Annotated in this window: 16 protein-coding genes; 8 read left to right on the top strand and 8 right to left on the bottom strand. The window is 41.9% G+C overall.

All coding sequences use genetic code 11. The features are described 5' to 3' along the window. Nucleotides 1-67 precede the first annotated feature (67 nt). Nucleotides 68-1525 (bottom strand): efflux RND transporter periplasmic adaptor subunit, encoded by a 1458-nt coding sequence (locus V7K79_RS01645; RefSeq protein WP_335044080.1) that lies wholly within the window; start codon nucleotides 1523-1525, stop codon nucleotides 68-70. A gap of 547 nt (nucleotides 1526-2072) precedes the next feature. Here V7K79_RS01645 and V7K79_RS01640 point away from each other — a divergent pair. Both V7K79_RS01640 and V7K79_RS01635 read left to right on the top strand, forming a co-directional pair. Continuing rightward, nucleotides 2073-2954, top strand: coding sequence for an Npun_R2479 family HD domain-containing metalloprotein (locus V7K79_RS01640; RefSeq protein ID WP_335044078.1), 882 nt, complete (start codon nucleotides 2073-2075; stop codon nucleotides 2952-2954). 121 nt (nucleotides 2955-3075) lie between these two features. Next, nucleotides 3076-4191 (top strand): ABC transporter permease, encoded by a 1116-nt coding sequence (locus V7K79_RS01635; protein ID WP_335044077.1) that lies wholly within the window; start codon nucleotides 3076-3078, stop codon nucleotides 4189-4191. 4 nt (nucleotides 4192-4195) lie between these two features. On the opposite strand, the gene V7K79_RS01630 is transcribed toward V7K79_RS01635, so the two are convergent. The 3 genes from V7K79_RS01630 to V7K79_RS01620 form a co-directional block, all read right to left on the bottom strand. After that, entirely contained in the window at nucleotides 4196-4600 is a 405-nt protein-coding gene (locus tag V7K79_RS01630) for a hypothetical protein (RefSeq protein ID WP_335044075.1), read from the bottom strand. After that, nucleotides 4582-7323, bottom strand: coding sequence for an ATP-binding protein (locus V7K79_RS01625; RefSeq protein WP_335044074.1), 2742 nt, complete (start codon nucleotides 7321-7323; stop codon nucleotides 4582-4584). The genes V7K79_RS01630 and V7K79_RS01625 overlap by 19 nt, the downstream gene beginning before the upstream one ends. A 133-nt stretch (nucleotides 7324-7456) precedes the next feature. Next, nucleotides 7457-8527: an nSTAND1 domain-containing NTPase gene (locus V7K79_RS01620; RefSeq protein ID WP_335044072.1), complete on the bottom strand. Its 1071-nt coding sequence runs from the start codon at nucleotides 8525-8527 to the stop codon at nucleotides 7457-7459. A gap of 191 nt (nucleotides 8528-8718) precedes the next feature. Here V7K79_RS01620 and V7K79_RS01615 point away from each other — a divergent pair, with 191 nt between their 5' ends. Beyond that, complete coding sequence (locus V7K79_RS01615; protein ID WP_335044070.1) at nucleotides 8719-9264, top strand: hypothetical protein; 546 nt, start codon at nucleotides 8719-8721, stop codon at nucleotides 9262-9264. Nucleotides 9265-9286: 22 nt separating this feature from the next. On the opposite strand, the gene V7K79_RS01610 is transcribed toward V7K79_RS01615, so the two are convergent. Both V7K79_RS01610 and V7K79_RS01605 read right to left on the bottom strand, forming a co-directional pair. Next, nucleotides 9287-10312 carry an ABC transporter permease gene (locus V7K79_RS01610; protein WP_335044068.1) on the bottom strand — a complete coding sequence of 342 codons (1026 nt, stop codon included), beginning with the start codon at nucleotides 10310-10312 and terminating at the stop codon, nucleotides 9287-9289. A gap of 160 nt (nucleotides 10313-10472) precedes the next feature. Further along, nucleotides 10473-12125, bottom strand: coding sequence for an ABC transporter substrate-binding protein (locus tag V7K79_RS01605; RefSeq protein ID WP_335044067.1), 1653 nt, complete (start codon nucleotides 12123-12125; stop codon nucleotides 10473-10475). A 635-nt stretch (nucleotides 12126-12760) separates the two neighbouring features. On the opposite strand from V7K79_RS01605, the gene V7K79_RS01600 reads away from it, so the two are divergent. The 5 genes from V7K79_RS01600 (at nucleotide 12761) to V7K79_RS01580 (ending at nucleotide 17639) form a co-directional block, all read left to right on the top strand. Then, nucleotides 12761-13087, top strand: coding sequence for a hypothetical protein (locus tag V7K79_RS01600; protein ID WP_335044065.1), 327 nt, complete (start codon nucleotides 12761-12763; stop codon nucleotides 13085-13087). Between the two features lie 508 nt (nucleotides 13088-13595). Beyond that, complete coding sequence (gene psbB, locus V7K79_RS01595) at nucleotides 13596-15125, top strand: photosystem II chlorophyll-binding protein CP47 (RefSeq protein ID WP_335044064.1); 1530 nt, start codon at nucleotides 13596-13598, stop codon at nucleotides 15123-15125. Nucleotides 15126-15237: 112 nt separating this feature from the next. Beyond that, entirely contained in the window at nucleotides 15238-15345 is a 108-nt protein-coding gene (locus V7K79_RS01590) for a photosystem II reaction center protein T (protein WP_084227385.1), read from the top strand. A gap of 300 nt (nucleotides 15346-15645) precedes the next feature. Then, a complete protein-coding gene (locus tag V7K79_RS01585; RefSeq protein ID WP_335044063.1) occupies nucleotides 15646-16773 on the top strand; it encodes a 30S ribosomal protein S1 in 1128 nt (375 codons plus the stop codon). A gap of 131 nt (nucleotides 16774-16904) precedes the next feature. Beyond that, the gene (locus V7K79_RS01580; protein ID WP_335044062.1) at nucleotides 16905-17639 is read left to right on the top strand and encodes an HAD family hydrolase; all 735 of its coding nucleotides are present in this window, start codon (nucleotides 16905-16907) and stop codon (nucleotides 17637-17639) included. 18 nt (nucleotides 17640-17657) lie between these two features. On the opposite strand, the gene V7K79_RS01575 is transcribed toward V7K79_RS01580, so the two are convergent. Next, the gene (locus tag V7K79_RS01575; RefSeq protein ID WP_335044060.1) at nucleotides 17658-18269 is read right to left on the bottom strand and encodes a DUF4231 domain-containing protein; all 612 of its coding nucleotides are present in this window, start codon (nucleotides 18267-18269) and stop codon (nucleotides 17658-17660) included. A 9-nt stretch (nucleotides 18270-18278) separates the two neighbouring features. Then, the gene (locus V7K79_RS01570) at nucleotides 18279-19025 is read right to left on the bottom strand and encodes a hypothetical protein (RefSeq protein WP_335044059.1); all 747 of its coding nucleotides are present in this window, start codon (nucleotides 19023-19025) and stop codon (nucleotides 18279-18281) included. Nucleotides 19026-19105 lie beyond the last annotated feature (80 nt).

Here is a 19105-nt window from a genome sequence, read left to right as displayed (position 1 = left end):
GTCATTTGTCATTGGTCATTTGTCATCGGTTAATTTCCTTATTCCCAATTTCTCATTCCCATTTTCTTCAATCTACAACTCGAACCAGATCGCCATCTTTGAGATAGCCTGCACCATTAAGTACAACGCGATCGCCTAACTGTAACCCACTCTTGATTTCTACTGTATCGTTATTACCAGGATCTCCTAACTCGACTTTCTGGCTGCTGACTGTATTTTCACCCGATAAGATGAATACAATTACACTTGCGTCTGCTTGAGACTGCACTGCTTTTTGTGGCACTACCATTTTCATCCCTGAGTCAGTAGTAATTGCAGCACTCGCAAACATTCCTGGTTTAAGTAAAGTTGTTGGCGGCAAGTCAATTTTCACTGTCGCTTCCCGTCTTTGATCGTTGAGTTGTGGTTGTATATCACGGACTCGTCCCTGCGATCGCACCCGCCGATCGGCATCAGAAGTAACTTGCACCGATGCACCAATTTTCACCTGAGTTAGTTGAGTTTCGGGCACTTTCGCCTGAAGTTCTAGCTTTTCATCTCGGATAATCGAAAATAGCTTTTGTGTGCCACCAATCACCGTTCCTACCTGAGTTTGCGGCGGTACACCAGTGACATCACCGACTCTAGCCAGTTTCTCGGCGATTACTCCCGTAACTGGCGCACGTACCACAGTTTGTCCCAGCTGAGTTTGCAGTTGTTGCACCTTAGCAGCACTGCTCTTGACATCGGCTTTGGCTTTGTTGACGATCGCTTGGGCGTTATTAATATTGGCTTGGGCACTGCGGATATTATACTGAGCACTACGTATATTTTCTTGGGACAGGTTCACAACTTCGATGGCAGTTTTTACAGCGTAAGAACGAGTATCAAGTTCTTGTTTGCTAATCGTTTCAGAGTCAGCAAGTTGTTGATAGCGTTGATAATTTTTAGCTGCTTCCTCTAACCTTGCCTTGGCTTGAGCTAAATCAGCTTGTCTTTGCTGGACTATTGCTCTATTTGATGCCAAATCTGCCTGCTTGGATGCCACATCTGCTTGTTTGGATGCTACATCTGCTTGTTTCGATTCCACATCTGCTTTTGCTTGGCTAATTTGGCTTTGCACTATAGAACCATCTAACACTGCCAACACTTGACCTTGTTTGACCAAAACTCCTTCTTTCACATTTGCTGGGATACTTTTAATTTGTAAACCGTTTGTTTGCGGTAGCACCGGAATTAAATCACTCGCGGCTACAGTCCCAGTAGTTTTGAGTGTACGGACAACACGCGCGGTTTCTACTGTGGCGATGGTGACTGTCATCGCTGGGTTAACTTTTTTATCCGCTACCGGACTTTTTTGACGGGATGGAAAACGATTTAATACACTCATCCCAACTAAGGCGATCGCAATTCCTAAACAAGTACCTAAGAATAATGGCTTCAACCACCCCCTGGTTTGTTTTTGTTCTGATTTGCTCAAAAAATTCCTATCTTCAGAGGTTATAGCTTCTTGCACTTCAACTTCTGAAAGACTTTCATCGCTCACAGTTTCACCTCTACTTTCTGTCTATGCATACCAAATCTTGGTATTTTATTAAGAAAACTTGAAGTTTATTTACTTCGATATCAACTATGACGCATTTCATAGTAAAAGTCTTTCCCCTGCAATAGTATATAATACAACTTTGCCTATCAGAGAAATTACTATTAAATAATGATAATAAATTTTATGTGGATTATAATAAAAAAATCTCTCATCTTGTATAGCAACTCTATGTCACACACCATCTGTATTTAGATCGCTGTCAACCAATGCTTAGATATGAAAAACTGATATAGCTCATCTAAATTTATCTCATTAGAATCGAAAGTATTTATGTAATTTGGTACACCAGAAACCTATTTTTTATACGTAATTTATTATTTCTCTAAAGCCTTTGGTTGTCAGGAAGCCGTGTATCCAGACATGGATAAAGCTAGCGTCTACAGCTACACGTGAGTTACAAAGGAATTCCAGCAAGGGTAGCCTTGATTATGGAATTTTGAAATCAATCAAATCAATAAAAAATTGATATTTACCAGAGTAAGCAGATATGTTCAATGCCACTGAAATTTTAATTGATGCCTTCGTAAATAAAATTCGAGACGGCTATCGCCGCACTTATGGCTGCTTTAAAAATGATTATCAGGACATTATCGCCTGGGCAGGTAACATGGCTTTAGAAAATATTGCCAATAGCGATGCCCTTTATCACAATGTTGAACACACTGTTTTAGTCACCCTGGTAGGACAAGAAATTTTACGTGGCAAACACATCAGGGAAGGCGGTGTTTCTAGTGAAGACTGGTTGCATTGTATTATTTCTTTAGTCAGTCATGATATTGGTTATGTTAAAGGAGTTTGCCGACAAGACCGAGAAACAGCAAACTTATATGCCACAGGTAAAAATGGCAAAATGATTTCTGTGGCTGCTGGCGCTTCTGATGCCAGTCTGACACCGTATCATGTTGATAGAGCCAAGCTGTTTATTGATGAGCGTTTTGGAGGTCACAAGTTAATAGATGCTGAGGCAATTAAGAGCAATATTGAATTGACTCGATTTCCCGTGCCTGCGGCAGAGGATCATCAAGATACGAAGTGCTTTGCAGGGTTAGTGCGTGCTGCTGATTTGATTGGTCAACTAAGCGACCCGCGTTACCTGAAGAAAATTACTTCTTTATTTTACGAATTTGAAGAAACTGGTGTAAATAAAGTTTTGGGCTATAAAACTCCTGCCGATTTGCGTAACAACTACGCTAAGTTTTACTGGAATGGCGTATATCCTTATATCCAAGAAGGACTACATTACTTATCATTGACACAACAGGGAAAACAAATTCTCGCTAATCTCTACTCAAACGTATTTGTTGTGGAACATCAAAAACAACAGGAAGAACAGCAACGGTATTTAGAGAAATTAGCTGTTGGGAGTTAGGAGAGACGAGATTAACCCTTGTCTGTACTGGAGTTAGGAGTTGAAAATTATTAATCATGAGTTATGAATTAAGATAAAAGCTTAATAACTCATAATTCCTAATTTATAACTCCTAACTACTATGGATTGGTGGCGACGACTTAAAAAAAATCCTTTGGCACGATTTGGGGCAGTTTTGCTATTAATTTTCTATATAGGAGTAATAGCAGCTGATTTTGTAGCTCCTTATGACCCCTATGCTTCACAGCCCAATGGTTCACTGTTGCCACCAACGAAGATACACTGGGTTTCTCAATCAGGGCAGTTTACCTGGCCTTATGTTTATCCGACGACTCAAGGAGATACCAATTTAGATACAGGCGATCGCCAACTCATTGTAGACTCGAAAAAGCCCTCACCTTTGCGTCTATTTGTTTCCGGGGCAGAATATCGATTGTTGCAGATGAGTTTGCCATTACCTCCGAAGTGGGATGAAGTCACAATTTTTTCTGGTATCCCTTTAAATTGGCATTTATTTGGTACAACAAGTGGTGCGAAAGTCAACATCTTGGGTACTGATGACCAAGGTCGTGACCAATTTAGTCGCTTGCTGCACGGTGGTCGTATCAGTATGTTTATCGGAATTTTTGGGATTATCATTACCTATCCCCTCGGTTTGATTATCGGGGGAATTTCCGGCTATTTCGGCGGTGTAACTGATAGCATCATTATGCGCTTGGCGGAAGTGCTAATGACTTTCCCTAGTATTTATCTTTTGGTAACATTGGGTGCAGTCTTACCAGCAGGTTTAAGTAGTACCCAGCGCTTTTTGCTGATTGTAGTGATTACTTCGGTTATTAGCTGGGCTGGTTTAGCACGGGTGATTCGGGGACAGGTACTATCAATTAAAGAGCGAGAATTTGTCCAAGCAGCGCGTGCGATGGGCGGAAACCCAATTTATATAATTATCCGTCACGTTTTGCCACAAACAGCTAGTTATGTAATTATCTCTGCTACCCTTGCAATTCCCAGCTTTATTGGCTCAGAAGCAATACTAAGTCTCATCGGTTTAGGAATTCAACAACCAGACCCCTCTTGGGGAAATATGCTTTCTCTGGCTAGCAATGCTTCAATTTTGGTACTGCAACCTTGGTTAATCTGGCCGCCGGCTGTGCTGATTATCCTCACAGTGCTGGCATTCAACTTACTTGGTGATGGGCTGAGAGATGCACTTGATCCTCGTAGTTTAAGAAGATAAGCGCTCAGAATAACAAATGCGATCGCCAAAGTAACAAATGCGAACTCCGAATTAACAAATGCGAACTCCGAAATAACAAATGCGATCGCCGAAATAGCAAATGCGAACGCCGAAGTAACAAATGCGAACGCCGAAATAGCAAATGCGAACGCCGAAGTAACAAATGCGAACTCTGAAGTAACAAATGCGATCGCTGAAATAACAAATGCGAACTCCGAATTAACAAATGCGAACTCCGAAATAGCAAATGCGAACTCCGAAATAGCAAATGCGATCGCCGAAATAGCAAATGCGAACGCCGAAGTAACAAATGCGAACTCCGAAATAACAAATGCGAACTCCGAAATAACAGATGCGTAGGCGTAGCCAGCCGTAGGCATCGCTCGTACTCTACTGCTGCAAAACCCAACAGCGAAAAAGTTCTACCATAATCCGCCAGCTTTCCTGAGTTTCCTCAACTACATCATGACGCTTCAGAGTATTCAGCGCTTCCTGTAAATTGGTGTCGTTCATACCTGTAGATTGAGCTAAGGCATCCAGACTTAGCCCTTCTAGGTGAGGTGCAAGCACTTGTATAATTGCTTGTTGACCCTTAGCACCCCGCGCCGCCTGACCCCAAACCCCATCAAAGTAATAACGTCCCCGCTTGAAAAACTCAGGGTTATTGATAACTGCTTCCACGTCTTCTACTGTGAAAACTGGGTCACGCCATCGCCCTTGCTCAAAAACAAAGTCGTTGTAGCGGCGTACTAGTTGAAAACCCAGTAGTTGCACTAAATATGGTTGACCGTGTGTCAAAGCATAAATTTCATCTAAAGCTTCCGGGATGTAGTCGAGGGGGAAGTCTTCATTACCTGGGTTAGCAAGAATTTGGCGGGTAGCTGCACGTTCTTGAAAGCCTACATGAATAGGAATGACGCTGGCAAAGAAGGGTTGAAAATAATCTGCTGTCATCTCTTCTAAAGTGTGCAAACCAGCAAATGCAAAGGCGATTTTAGAACTCATTTGCACCAACCCCCGCAAAAAACCCATAAAGTCGATAGGGATTTTTTTCGCTTCAATTAAATCTTCAATTTTCTCAAACTCGTCTAAGGCAATGATTAACCCACCATCTAGGTTTGCTTCAACCTGTTTTAAATAGCGTTCAAAAGTCCGGTAGGGGAGATTTTGTAAATCAGCGTCAGTTGGGGGTGGAAGTTTTACAGTTTGAGAAATTTGATCGCAAATTGCCATTAGCACCTCACTCACACCTTGGGGGCTATCTCCCAAACATAGCAAGTTGACATAAGCTAGCTGTATTTGTGAGCCTAGACATTGAGCAGCGTTAAGCAGAATAGAAGTTTTGCCCATACGCCTATGACCGTAGAGAACTATAGACTGGAGTTGATTACCCATCACCCAGAGTTCTGCTAACTGTCTGATGATATCTTCTCGCCCAACAAAGAGATGACCTTGAACGGGGTCGCCTACAACATAGGGATTAATCACGCGCTTAGTGATGGAAATTTGTCCCACTTCACCAGTGATTTGTAAAAGGCTTTCTTTCCAAGTTTGAGCGATATCTATGATTAACCCTTGCTCTGATTGCTCTTGCTCTGCTTGCGGTAAGATGTCGGCTTGATGTAGGATGCTTGTGAGTTCGCCTAATGCTCGATTAAGAGCTAAAGATCTGGCTGAACGTGATACACTTCGTTCAATCAATTGGACATCCTCAACAACTCGATGCAGACTAGTAAGCATTTTCCAGGTGACTGGACGTAGAAGAGGTTCCTGTGGAAAAGGAAGAACTTGGATAGTAGCAATAGAGTCTGGTTTTTGAGCTTTATTAAACGCCGCTAGAGTTTGGGCAAGGGTGTACATTTCCTCACCGTAAAGTAGAGAACGCACTACTGTAAAAGCCTTTACTGCTTTCACTGGTTGTTTTTTATGCAGATACCAGAAACCAGCAGCAGCAGCACGGGCAGGAGTATCTAAACGAGTATCTGTGTAAAGAGTATATGTGTTAAAAGGTTGGTAATCTGGCGAATACCTCAAGAGCTTTAATAACTGGAAGAAATCTTTGAGAAACCTTGACTTTAGGGTTTCCTTTAGAGAAGCTGAAGCAAAACGTACTATATTCCAATCAAAAGGATTTGTCGCTAGTCGAGAGACAGCCCAAATAAGTTGCTCTGAGGGTGTTTTTGCAAGTACTCTATTGACTGCTTGGACAACAGGGATGAATTGTAGGGTATATGCCAGCAGTTCATTAGTATTGTGTAAACCTGTTTCCCAGTCATTTTGCAACCAAGTTTCCAAGCGCCAAACAAGATTAGGAAGAGGAAGCGGAGTGATGCGGGGCATTAGCCAACTACCGTTTTGGATGATTCGCAAGTTTAAAGGTGAGCCAATAACCCAGATTTCTGGACGCAGTGCGGCCACGCCTACCGCCACGCTGAACACCACACCTACCGCCACACCTCCCGCCACGCCTAACAGCACGCCTCCCACCACGCCAAATATTACACTGTAACTCATACCAGAAGCCACCGTTTGCGCCACACCTACCGCCACACCTCCCGCTTCGCCTCCCATCACGCCTCCCACTACGACGAACGCCACATACGTCACGCATATCGCCACACCTAATGCCTTCCGGAAAGGCATATCTTTCAACGCTATGTCTTGCGGTATACCTCCTAGCACGCCTACCGCTACGCCTAACGTCACACCTACCACCACACCTAACGCCACACCTAATGCCACACCTAACGCAACCTCTCCCAACACGCCTAACAGCACGCCTACCGTCACAGCGAACCCCACACCTATCGCCACGACGAACCAGTTAACGGGAATGTTTACTGTCTGAAAAATTAAACCTACAGCTATAGGTGTGACTACTGTTAAAACTAATCCTTGGAAAAGTAAAAGTAACTGACGTTCGATAGCATTTTTATCCAATAACTCCCATCGCTTCCACGAATTCATTTTCCTTTTAGAAATAAACCCGCCTGCGGATTCATTCACATACCAACGCAAAGCTTGGGGAAAGAAAAACACCCAATACAGCAGGCGTAGATAATCCAAGGGATTCCAAAGTTCGAGAGGACGCTTCAACTTTGGCTTTAAGTCTAGGCAGGGTACAGGGGTCATTATTCAATCTCCATCATCACCCATGAAGAACCTAACCCCCCAGCCCTCTTTCCTATGAGGGAAAGAGGAATAATCTTGCTCCCTTGCCCTACTACGAGGGGATAAGTTGGGGGAGAGGTCAAAGCGGTGTCATTCATTCCAAACTCTCCACATACCGCGAATAAGTTCGATAACACAATTGCATCAGTTTACGAGGATGTCCGCCACTTTCTTGAATGAGTTGAATGATTTCTTGTTCAGTAAAATTTACAGAAGTTCTAGCTAGACGGTTGGCAATAAAAGTACGCATAGTAGCTTCATCCCAAGGATGAATGTGTTCTTCTTGGCAAATACCTGCTAACGGGGAAGTATTACCTTGCTCCTGACTATCTTTAAAAAGGTTATTCAAAGGTTCAGTAGCAGCTAAAATCAACCGCAAAGAAGCATCACGCCCTTCAGCTAAACCGCGCAATTGATCCCTAACTTGGCGAGTAAAGCCGTTTTCGATTAACTTTCCTAAATTATCTATAGCTAATAGCACTTTTTTCTTTTGCAAATTGCGAGTTAGTCTATAGCCTTTGCTTTCAGGAATACCAATTTTATCGCACAAAGCAATGTAGAATTCATCTTCATCATGAACTCCATTATTTAAATCTAAAAAAACTGGCTCACGTCGTAACTGTAAATAATTTTCTGCCTGTTGGCAAATCACCCATAACAAAGATGACTTGCCGATTCCTTCTTCTCCTATGAGCGCGACACTACTATTACTGTTAAGTACTTCAAACACCCGTGATATTTCGCGTTCTCTGCCAAAAAGCTGTTGTGGGTCTTCTATTCTGCCGCGTTGGGGAATAAAAGGATTATGATTTTGCTGCAATAGATTAGCTGAGTGTGATTCATCTTTTAGTGGTGGTTTAGTTGGTTCTACAATTGGTTCTTGGGAAAGCGAAGCTTGTTCTGAATACTTTTGATATCCTGCTATTATTGGATTTTTAAAATTTCTTTTTGCAACTTTTATTCCTAAATGTTTTGTAATCTTGTTACATAACTTTGCACCCACATCTCTCACATGTTCTGCACTATAAGAGCCATCATTAACAATCTCTGTATACTCTTTTCCTTCCCACATCCCTAAAAAGAGCTTTTGTTCTAAGTCATTTAAGACTTGCTTATCATTTGCAAGTAGCTTATTAATGAATGTTAATGCTTTTTGTGAGTCCATTAGATGCAAGTGAATTGGCAGAGCAAAGTTAAAATCAGTCAGTAGTGTAATACTTTACCCTACAAACCTACATTTGCCTACTTTCCCTTACAACAATTTAATCACTCAAACTCCCTACTAGCGCCTACCTATAGAGCTTATGTCTCAAGTGATGATGGTGTTATACCAAAAAAAGTTGAGGAGTTTGAAAAATGGCAATTTTTAGACAACAGCTTGTACTTGCTCTCATCGCTGCTACCAGCGCCATACTAGCTACAGTAGCGCCTGCATTCATTGAGCGGGATAAAAAATCTTCTTCAGAACCAAAGCCTTTTGTCACCGCCACCTCTGCAATATGTGACAAAGTTCTTGCCGATAAAGTCTGTGTCGCTAATCTTACAGTGCAGGTTAATAGCAACGAACTTCAGCAAGTGAAAAATCGCGATCGCCTATTTCTCAAATCTGGAGATACTCTAAGATTATCAAACCTTAATTATTGCATACCATCTCAAACTCTACTCAATAAAGTAGAAGTCAAAGGATATTTATTTAAACATGGAGTTGAGAGTTATAAAAATGGACTTTTCACTCCTAGTAACTTCCCGATTTATGCTGCTTGTCATAATATTGGTAACTTCCAAAAAACTTGGAAGCTTGAACCAGGACAGCACCAAGTCAATATACCCATTATCAAGTATGTTGGTAGCAACAGAATTGTTGACGGTAGTTTCTACTTTAACTTGGATGTTGGGCGGTAATTTCAGTCTTCTGTTTAGAAGCTTAATACCGAATTCGCGGATCTACATAAGCATTTAAAATATCAATCAAAATACTGGCGCTGACAACGATCGCACCAAAAAATACGAGTACTCCTTGGACTGTGGGATAATCGCGATCGGCGATCGCTTGATACAGTCGATTAGCTAAACCAGGCCAAGAAAATGTTACCTCTGTCAAAATCGCCCCACCTAACAGAGACGCAAAGGTTAATCCTAAGACTGTAATCACTGGAATTAGCGCATTTTTTAAAGCGTGGGAAGCTAAAATCTTATTCTCACCAATACCTCTAGCTCTAGCCGCTTCTACATAATCGGCTTGCAAGGTTTGCTTTAAATTCACTCGCACAATTCGCTCAAAAATTCCACTGAGCAAAATTCCTAATGTGAAACTTGGTAGAGCAAGATGGTGCAAAGATGCGAAAAACTGGGTGAAATTTCCACCGAGTAGGCTATCAATTGTATACAATCCAGTCACAGGAGTAGGAGCCGGCAAATTAGACGGAAAGCGGTTGGAATTAGGAAACCAACCCAGTTGGACTGAGAAAATCAACTGCAAAAGCATTCCCGCCCAAAACATCGGAAGTGCGTAGGTGATGATACCAAATAAGCGCCCACCAATATCAAAATATGTTCCCGGACGAGAAGCCGAAAGAGTCCCAACCGCAATTCCGACGATAAGTGCAACCGCCATACTACATACTGCTAACTCCACTGTCGCCGGGAAATATTGCCCAATTATGTCCCAAACATTCTGTCCGCGACTCATTAAAGAGGTTCCCAAGTCAAAGTGCAGTATGCTTCCCAAATAGTTTAGGTACTGTAGCCACAGAGGAAGATTTAAACCGAGTTGTTTTCGCAATTCTTCTTTAGCTGCTTCTGGCGCACGTCCACCGAGAATTGCATCTGCTGGATCTCCTGGTGTTGCTCTTAGTAAGAGAAATACAATGGTGATGATAGTTAATAGCTGAAGTGGCGCCAGAAGCAACCGAGAAACAATGTAATATTGTAGAGCTTTAGAGCGAGACATAAGTAATTCGTAATTTGGGATTCGTAAGTCGTAATTTGGGATTCGTAAGTCGTAATTGTTAAGCTTTTCACCACACCAAATTATCAAATTTGTTGCTTTTAGCCGTTGGGATTTAGACCTCAAAAAATTAAATTACGAATTACGAATTATCAACTACGAATTATTTTTTAAGTGTTTGGTAAACCAAAATTTGTGTAGGGTTAAGTTTTACGCCATTAACACCTTTTTGGGCAAATACATAGTCTTTGTTTTGCCATAAGGGAACGTAGGGTACATCAGTAGTAACTTGCGTTTGAATTTCGTTAAAAATTTTCTGACGCGCTTCGGGGTTTTGTTCTTTGCGTTGCCCATCAATCAGTTTATTTATAGCTTCGCTATAATAAAACGAACCCTGAGTTTGACTGCCTCCATCTTCGCATCCTTTAGCAGCTGAACCTTTGTCACAAGACAAAAATGGTTGGACATAATTATCTGGATCTAAAAAGTCTGGATACCAATCAAGTAAAGCTGCCGGATACAAACCCTTGGCAATATCTTTAAAGAAAGCAGGCCCTTCCGCTTGGGTAACTTCAAATTGCAGTATTCCATCCATTTTGACATCCACAAGGGATTTGAGTGTCTGTGCTGCTAAACTTCGAGTAGGTGAACTAGAAGGATACCAAACTTGTACTTTTGCGGGATTTTCTTTGGAGAAGCCAGCAGTAGTTAATAATTTTTTAGCTTGATCGAAGTTAGCATCGCCATATTTATCTTTGAATAATGGCACAGAAACTTTAAATGTTGTGGGAATCATGCTATAAAGCGGATCTGCTTGACCAAATAATACTCGCTCGTTTAAAAGTGGACGGTCAATTATGGAAGCGATCGCTTGTCTTACCTCTAATTTATCTAAAGGCTTTTGATTGCGGTTTAGTACCAGATAACTTACTACACTACCCTCAGCTGCGATCGCTTGCCAATCCCCTTTTTTACCACCTTCTTCCAAGCTGCGATTTTGATCTGGCTGTAGCGACAGATAAGCTACATCCACTGCACCTGTACGGAAAGCATTAAACAAATTAACTGGACTAGTTTGAATTTGCAGATTAACACCTTTGTTGGCTGGTTTTTCTCCCCAATATTTATCAAACACATCAAATCTGATGGAGTCAGTACCATACTGTCCTAATTTATAAGGGCCAGTTCCCACAAAAATATTCGGCTTGAATCTCCCAGTACCGACTTCGTAAGCTTTTGGTGAAACGGCACATATTCCGGGAAATGCCAACAGTGATGGAAAAGCTGCAAAGGACTTTTTCAGCTTGATTGTCAACTCATACTCGCTTGTAGGTTTTATCGAATCTACTAAATCAGCTAGTAAGAATGAGGGTTTTCCTTTATTTTCAATAAAGCGCTGGATAGTAAAGACCATTGCTTCAGCGTTGAAGGGAGTCCCATCATGAAAAACTACTCCCTGACGTAAGGGGATGGTATAAGTTAAGCCGTCTTGACTAACTTTGGGTAATGCTGTAGCTAATTGGGGTTTAATTTCGGTGCTTCCTGGTTCGTAGTTATAGAGGCGATCGCTCATATTAAACACCAAACCTAAAGATGCTAACTCATAAGCATCAGCCGGATCGAGGGTTCTTGGCTTGGCTGTTGTACCGACAGTAATCCGACCATCACCTGTAGGAGTATTTACAGAACCCAATGGTGGCGTAGTTGACTGTGGACGAGGACTACAACTAACAACTAAAAATAAACATAGACAGAACAAAGATAGGAATTGTGTAATCCGACCCCACCGTTTTACGAACAAGGAAAACCAGGTCATAGCAATAATATATTTAATATCAGTAGCGGTCAGCAATTTTACTACATTTGTGACTATTATGCTGAATTTTTACAATTTATAGTGGTTTTTGTTTCGATGGCTACGGAGCGTTGCATCGAAATCAAAAATTTGTCACGGATACTCAAGTTCATAATTATAGCAGGAGGCAGAGGGCAGGAGGCAAAACTATTGCTAACTCTAGTCTTCACCCTTTCCAAATGTCCTAATTTGTGTGACTACGGCTATAAGTTTATTGTTACTGTGCGATGCCTACGACGGTCTATACACATAGATTATTTTGTTACCAAAAATCACTGATAAAATACAAAATTTGACAATTAAGATTTGTTAAGTATTTAAAATTTTTTATGTAATTAAAATTTTAAATCAACATTGATTAAATTTGTCGTAAATTCATAGTTACTAAAAAAATAGGTGTTATTAAACTTTGACACTTAGCCTAAGTAGTGTAAGTTGAGATTTTACCTGTTGCTGCTTGGGAATAGACATCGATAAAGCGTTTTATTGTTAAGATCCGCTGTATTCTCAAAAAGAAGAGTGTTTGAACATCAGCGACTAAAGCGATCGCGATATTGTTAACAGCAGATTGAAAGTCTAATAGTGAGACTAAGACCGTGAAGTATTTCTTTCTATCTGAGGGATGGGCAGTTGCAAGAGTCTGGGCGTCTGATGGACTCTGGCAAATAACCGCATGGCGACGCCAACCAGATATTCAACGAATGAATATTTGTTTAGTCGAACAAAACGAATTGCTCTGGCTTTATCGAGTTGAAGAAGCCGTTTTAACCGTGGAAGTGAAGCCAACAACACCAGTAATTGCCAGCCAGACCATTGGTCAAGTAGTACTCAAACGTCTGATGAGCGCCGAACAAGTAATTGAACGCCTGAGTACAGCAGAGGCGAAGTGTCAACTGCAAAATATTCAGATGGTGGTTCAGTAGATAGTGGGCATGGGGCAGTAAAAGGGACTGGGGATTAGGGATTGGGGATTGGGTAATCAGCTAGCTCAAAAATGATGTTCCGGGCTATTACCCACAGCAAATTTTGGAGTACTTTCACAGTCCCCAGTCCCCAGTCCCCAATCCCTACGTAAAGAAAAAATAAGCAAATTTAATCCTCGACACGTATTGGTAGCGAAAAAACTTGGATATGCTACGCGATCGCATCAATTTACACGCTTGCAAACAATTCCATCAATAGTTACACTTTTTAAAACATTCTCATTTTTGCTTGGCGATGGCTAGCCTATATAGGTAAACCTCTTAAAGCGAGTAAGCATTGCCAAAGCATCCACGCTGTCTGATTTATTAAGATTAAGCTGTGGTAATAACTCTGGCTCTGGCAATAACAAAAAACAACAGAGAGTTTTCTAAGTGGCGATTTTCGTTTCTTAGAACCTCAGTAAGAAAATTACTTTGTAAACTAACTCATCGAGGAGGAGCGTAGTCAATGGGACTACCCTGGTACCGAGTACATACAGTCGTTCTGAATGATCCAGGGCGACTGATTTCTGTACACCTAATGCACACAGCCTTAGTAGCAGGCTGGGCTGGTTCGATGGCACTCTACGAACTGGCTGTTTTTGACCCTAGCGATCCAGTTCTCAACCCGATGTGGCGTCAAGGGATGTACGTCCTGCCGTTCATGTCACGTTTGGGCGTCACCCAATCTTGGGGTGGTTGGAACGTTACTGGTGGGCCATCAACCGATCCTGGCTTCTGGTCATTTGAAGGCGTTGCTGCCGCTCATATTGTTCTTTCTGGTCTGCTATTTCTAGCCGCCGTATGGCACTGGGTTTACTGGGATTTGGAACTCTTTAGAGATCCCCGCACCGGTGAACCCGCTCTAGACTTGCCAAAAATGTTTGGCATTCACCTGTTCTTATCTGGTCTACTTTGTTTTGGATTTGGTGCTTTTCACGTCACCGGACTATTTGGGCCGGGGATATGGGTTTCTGACGCTTATGGTGTAGCTGGTGCGGCCCAGGCGGTAGCACCAGAATGGGGCCCGGATGGTTTCAACCCCTATAACCCTGGTGGTATTGCGGCTCACCACATTGCTGCTGGTGTTGTTGGTATTATTGCAGGCTTATTCCACCTCACAGTTAGACCCCCCGAACGGCTCTACAAAGCCCTACGGATGGGGAATATTGAAACAGTACTTTCTAGCAGTATTGCAGCAGTCTTCTTCGCTGCTTTCGTGGTTGCAGGTACTATGTGGTACGGTAACGCCGCCACTCCCATCGAATTATTTGGCCCTACTCGCTATCAATGGGATCAAAACTACTTCCGTCAAGAAATTCAGCGCCGCGTCCAAACAAATGTTAGCCAAGGTGCAACCCTTGAGCAAGCTTGGGCGCAGATTCCGGAAAAATTGGCTTTCTATGATTATGTCGGTAATAGCCCCGCGAAAGGCGGTCTATTCCGTACAGGGCCAATGGTGAAAGGTGACGGCATTGCCCAGTCTTGGCAAGGTCACGCCGTATTCAAAGATTCTGAAGGACGAGAATTGACTGTACGTCGTCTCCCTAACTTCTTTGAAACCTTCCCAGTGATTTTAACTGATGCCGATGGAATTGTTCGCGCTGACATTCCCTTCCGTCGGGCAGAATCTAAGTATAGTTTTGAGCAATCTGGTGTTACCGTTAGTTTCTACGGTGGCGATCTCAATGGTCAGACCTTTACAGAGCCAGCTGATGTGAAGAAGTATGCCCGTAAGGCTCAAGGCGGTGAAATCTTTGAATTTGACCGAGAAACCTTGAACTCTGATGGTGTATTCCGCACCAGTCCAAGAGGTTGGTTTACCTTTGGACACGCTGTATTTGCTCTGTTGTTCTTCTTTGGTCATCTGTGGCATGGCGCTCGGACAATCTACCGAGACGTATTTGCTGGTGTTGATGCGGATCTGGAAGAGCAAGTTGAGTGGGGTCTGTTCCAGAAAGTGGGTGACAAGTCAACCCGCCGGAAGGAAGCTCTTTAATTTCAGTGCTGAGTTATGAGTGCTGAGTTATGAGTTAAAGCTCTGACTCATCACTCAGGTGAGAGAGCATTAAAAACTTTAACTGCTGACTGAATAGAGAGGAAATTGTAATATGGAAAGCGTTGCGTACATCTTGATTTTTACTCTGTGTATAGGTACTCTCTTCTTTGCGATCGCATTTCGTGAACCCCCTCGTTTTGAGAAACCAAAAGATAAGTAGATCCTATTCCCAGACTTCTAAGCGGATTTAATCTTAATATCCGTTGCTACCATGCTTAGTAGCAACGGATATTATTGTATTTGTCCTTTATCCTTTATGTTGTTTCTCACTATTGACCACTGACCAATAACTAAATGTTGTGATATAATTTCCAATCTTGGGAGTAAATATGTGTTAATGCTAGCTTTTGTGCGCTAGGATAAAAAGGATATTTTGTGTAAGCTGCCATAGAACTGCTTACATAACGCATCGCGCTTGTCACACCACCTTTACGGAGACTAGAACCAGGAACAAATCAGCATGGTCAATCAGAATTTAACCGCTACAGAAATTGGATTCACTCACGAAGATTTCGCTGCTCTACTTGACAAATACGATTATCATTTTAGCCCTGGCGATGTTGTGCCAGGAACAGTTTTCAGTATAGAGCCGCGCGGCGCTCTGATTGACATTGGTGCTAAAACCGCAGCATATATACCCATACAAGAAATGTCTATTAACCGGGTAGATAGCCCGGAAGAAGTATTACAGTCAAACGAAACGCGCGAATTTTTCATCCTTACCGATGAAAACGAAGATGGTCAATTAACCCTTTCCATTCGCCGTATTGAATATATGCGGGCTTGGGAACGCGTGCGACAGTTGCAAGCAGAAGATGCTACTGTACGTTCTGGTGTGTTTGCAACCAATCGTGGTGGAGCATTGGTACGGATTGAGGGATTACGTGGCTTTATCCCCGGTTCCCACATCAGTACCCGCAAACCTAAAGAAGAATTGGTCGGCGAGGATCTGCCATTGAAATTCCTAGAGGTGGACGAAGAACGTAATCGCCTCGTTCTATCTCACCGTCGGGCGTTGGTTGAGCGCAAGATGAACCGCCTAGAGGTCGGCGAAGTAGTAATTGGTACTGTTCGTGGGATTAAGCCCTACGGTGCTTTCATCGACATTGGCGGCGTAAGTGGTTTACTGCATATTTCTGAGATTTCTCACGAACACATTGATACACCTCATAGCGTGTTCAATGTCAATGATGAAGTAAAAGTTATGATCATTGACTTGGATGCAGAAAGGGGTCGCATTTCTCTATCCACCAAGCAGTTAGAACCCGAACCCGGCGACATGATTAAAAACCGGGATTTGGTTTACGATAAAGCAGAAGAAATGGCTGCTAAGTATCGCGAACAGCTATTAGCCAAGCAGCAAGGTGCTACTGCTGCGGCGCCTGCATCTGCGGAAGTTGTTGCAGATGAAGATATTCCACCAGCAACAGAACTTGACGAGGATATTCCACCAGCAACGGAACTTGAAGAAGATATTCCAGTAGCTGCGGCAATTGAAACAGAGATTCCAGTAGCTGCGGCAATTGAAACAGAGATTCCAGCAGCGACGGAAATTCAAGAGGAAATTCCAGCAGCTATTGAAGAGTAATAGATTTTTTATAATTTTACTTATTTTTAAGTAAGAGTATTAAATCATTTTATAAAGAGGGAAAAACCCTCTTTTTTTATGTAGAAAATCGGTGAAAATAAAGAGTTGGGAATAATTATAAGTTGAATATTATGGCAAGCATTAAATGTAAAAATATCACTTTTAATAATATCCAGGCAATTTTATTTGACAAAAACGGTACTCTAGAAGATTCAGAAACATATTTGCGATCGCTAGCACAAAAGGCAACGAGGTTAATAGATGCTCAAATTCCTGGAACTGGAGAACCTCTATTAATGGCATTTGGCATCAATGGCAATCTTCTAGATCCCGCAGGTTTAATATCAGTAGCAAGCCGTCGTGAAACAGAAGTTGCGGCTGCGGCATATATTGCTGAAACTGGAAGAGAATGGTTTGAGTGCTTAAAAATAGCCCGTCAAGCTTTGGATGAAGCGGAAAAATACATTGGACAAACTGCTTCACCACTGTTTGTAGGTAGCCTAGAAATTTTGAAATACTTACGGGAGAGTGGTCTAAAACTTGGTATCCTCTCAGCTGCTACAACTGAAGAAGTACGTAATTTTGTAGCCAATCATCAGTTAAGTGATTATATCCAGTTAGAAATGGGCGTAGATGAAGGGCCAAGTAAACCAGATCCGGTGCTATTTTTGCAAGCTTGCCAAGCTTTGGGAGTTGAACCAAATGCAACATTAATGGTGGGTGATTCGGTTGGTGATATGCAAATGGCGCGTAATGCTAAAGCCGCAGGTTGTATTGGTATCACTTGGGTAGGTAAGTCAGATCATGTCCGAGGTGCGGATGTGGTGATTAATCAACTTGATGAAATCAAAATTGTAGAGGATTAATTTAATATGAGTTCGGTTTTATTTTTCATCTTTCTTCTCTTCTAAATTAGTTATTTTTGGATTTTGTATAAGAATATGGTCTTCAGGATTTTGTTTTTCTTCTTTCTTCTCTTGTACAACTTGAGTGGCATATATTTCCACATCTCGCTGAATAATATCTTCTACATGACTTGCAAATAGATTAAATGCCTGTTGATGACTTGGATAAATACGATAAGGGCCTGTCAATTGCGAGAATTGCCACCCTTGGGTTTTCAAAGATTCAACTGTTCGGCGATAGTGTCGCCAGCGTTCTCCATAGTGAAAAAACTCTTCAATGGCAGCACTAATAGCAACTATTTGGCTCAAACCAAAAGTTGACCACATAATGATATTCCTATTGTTAGGTTTGAAATTAGTGTTAATATTTAGACTTACCAATGCTGGGAGAACGACACCGCCAAGAATAGTTGCTACCCGTAAAAAATAATGGCGATCGCGCGATAAATTTGCTTTACTTTCCATCCAGAGTACTTGGTCTAACCAGCGCGATCGCAAAAAATGTTTTTGCACATCACCTAAGTTAATATCTGCAAATAATTTGTTAAAATCTTCTTTTAAAAATTCGTGATAGCTATCTTTTTTTGCCATTTTTTACTCCTAATTAGAAAGTAATCCTTTAATTACTTTGCCTAAATTCTCAACTCCTTTCTCTATGTCGATTAAGTCAATGTACTGTAATGTACCAGATTTAGCTAGCTTTTTGACTCGTTCATCAGTAGCCTTTTCATGCAAAGCATCTACAAGTATATCTGCGGTTCTACCACTACCAGCAATCACAAGAACTACCCTGCCGCTATTAACGCTAGAAAAGGCATCCTTAAAAGTAATTTCACCACCGTTCAAGAGTACTGTCATTGAAGGTGCATCATTAGCCAACATAGCGGCAACACGACATATCCAAGGAGACTCGTCGCCCCAATTATTCCCAGGAACTAGTACAAAATGAGTATGGTTTGGCTCTAACGGTGTTAAATCAGTAGTAGTTTCCGAATGATTAGGTAAAGCCACTTTGACTTCAGGTGTCACACCAACTAAAGCGAACTTAGCACCTATTTGAGTACGAGCTGTACCGATCATTCGCATAATTCCTGCATCTGTACCCCCATCCACGACATAAGCCCCCAAAGTTTCGGCAATGGGGGCTAAAACTTCCACAAACAACTGTTGAATACGGAGAAAGTCAGCTTCACTGATATTACTTGCACCCCTCACTATTACTAAAACAGGACACGAACCGCACAGCCCTATTGTCTCAAGAGCATAAGGCAGTTCTTCTAGCTGCTCAACTTGAGTAGCTAATGCTGTTTGCCCATTATCAAAGGTAAGTTTTAAACAACTTTTCATTTTTTCAAAATACTGACTGCTTAGGTTTTCTGGCGTAGAGCTTTGCAGTCATGTTTTGTAAGCGTTGTATTCCGTTATTA

This window comes from Nostoc sp. (assembly GCF_036917575.1).
In the GTDB taxonomy this organism is placed as follows: domain Bacteria; phylum Cyanobacteriota; class Cyanobacteriia; order Cyanobacteriales; family Nostocaceae; genus Nostoc.
The sequence above is the reverse complement of the archived record's forward strand: the minus strand, read 5'-3'. Positions and strand labels throughout refer to the sequence as shown.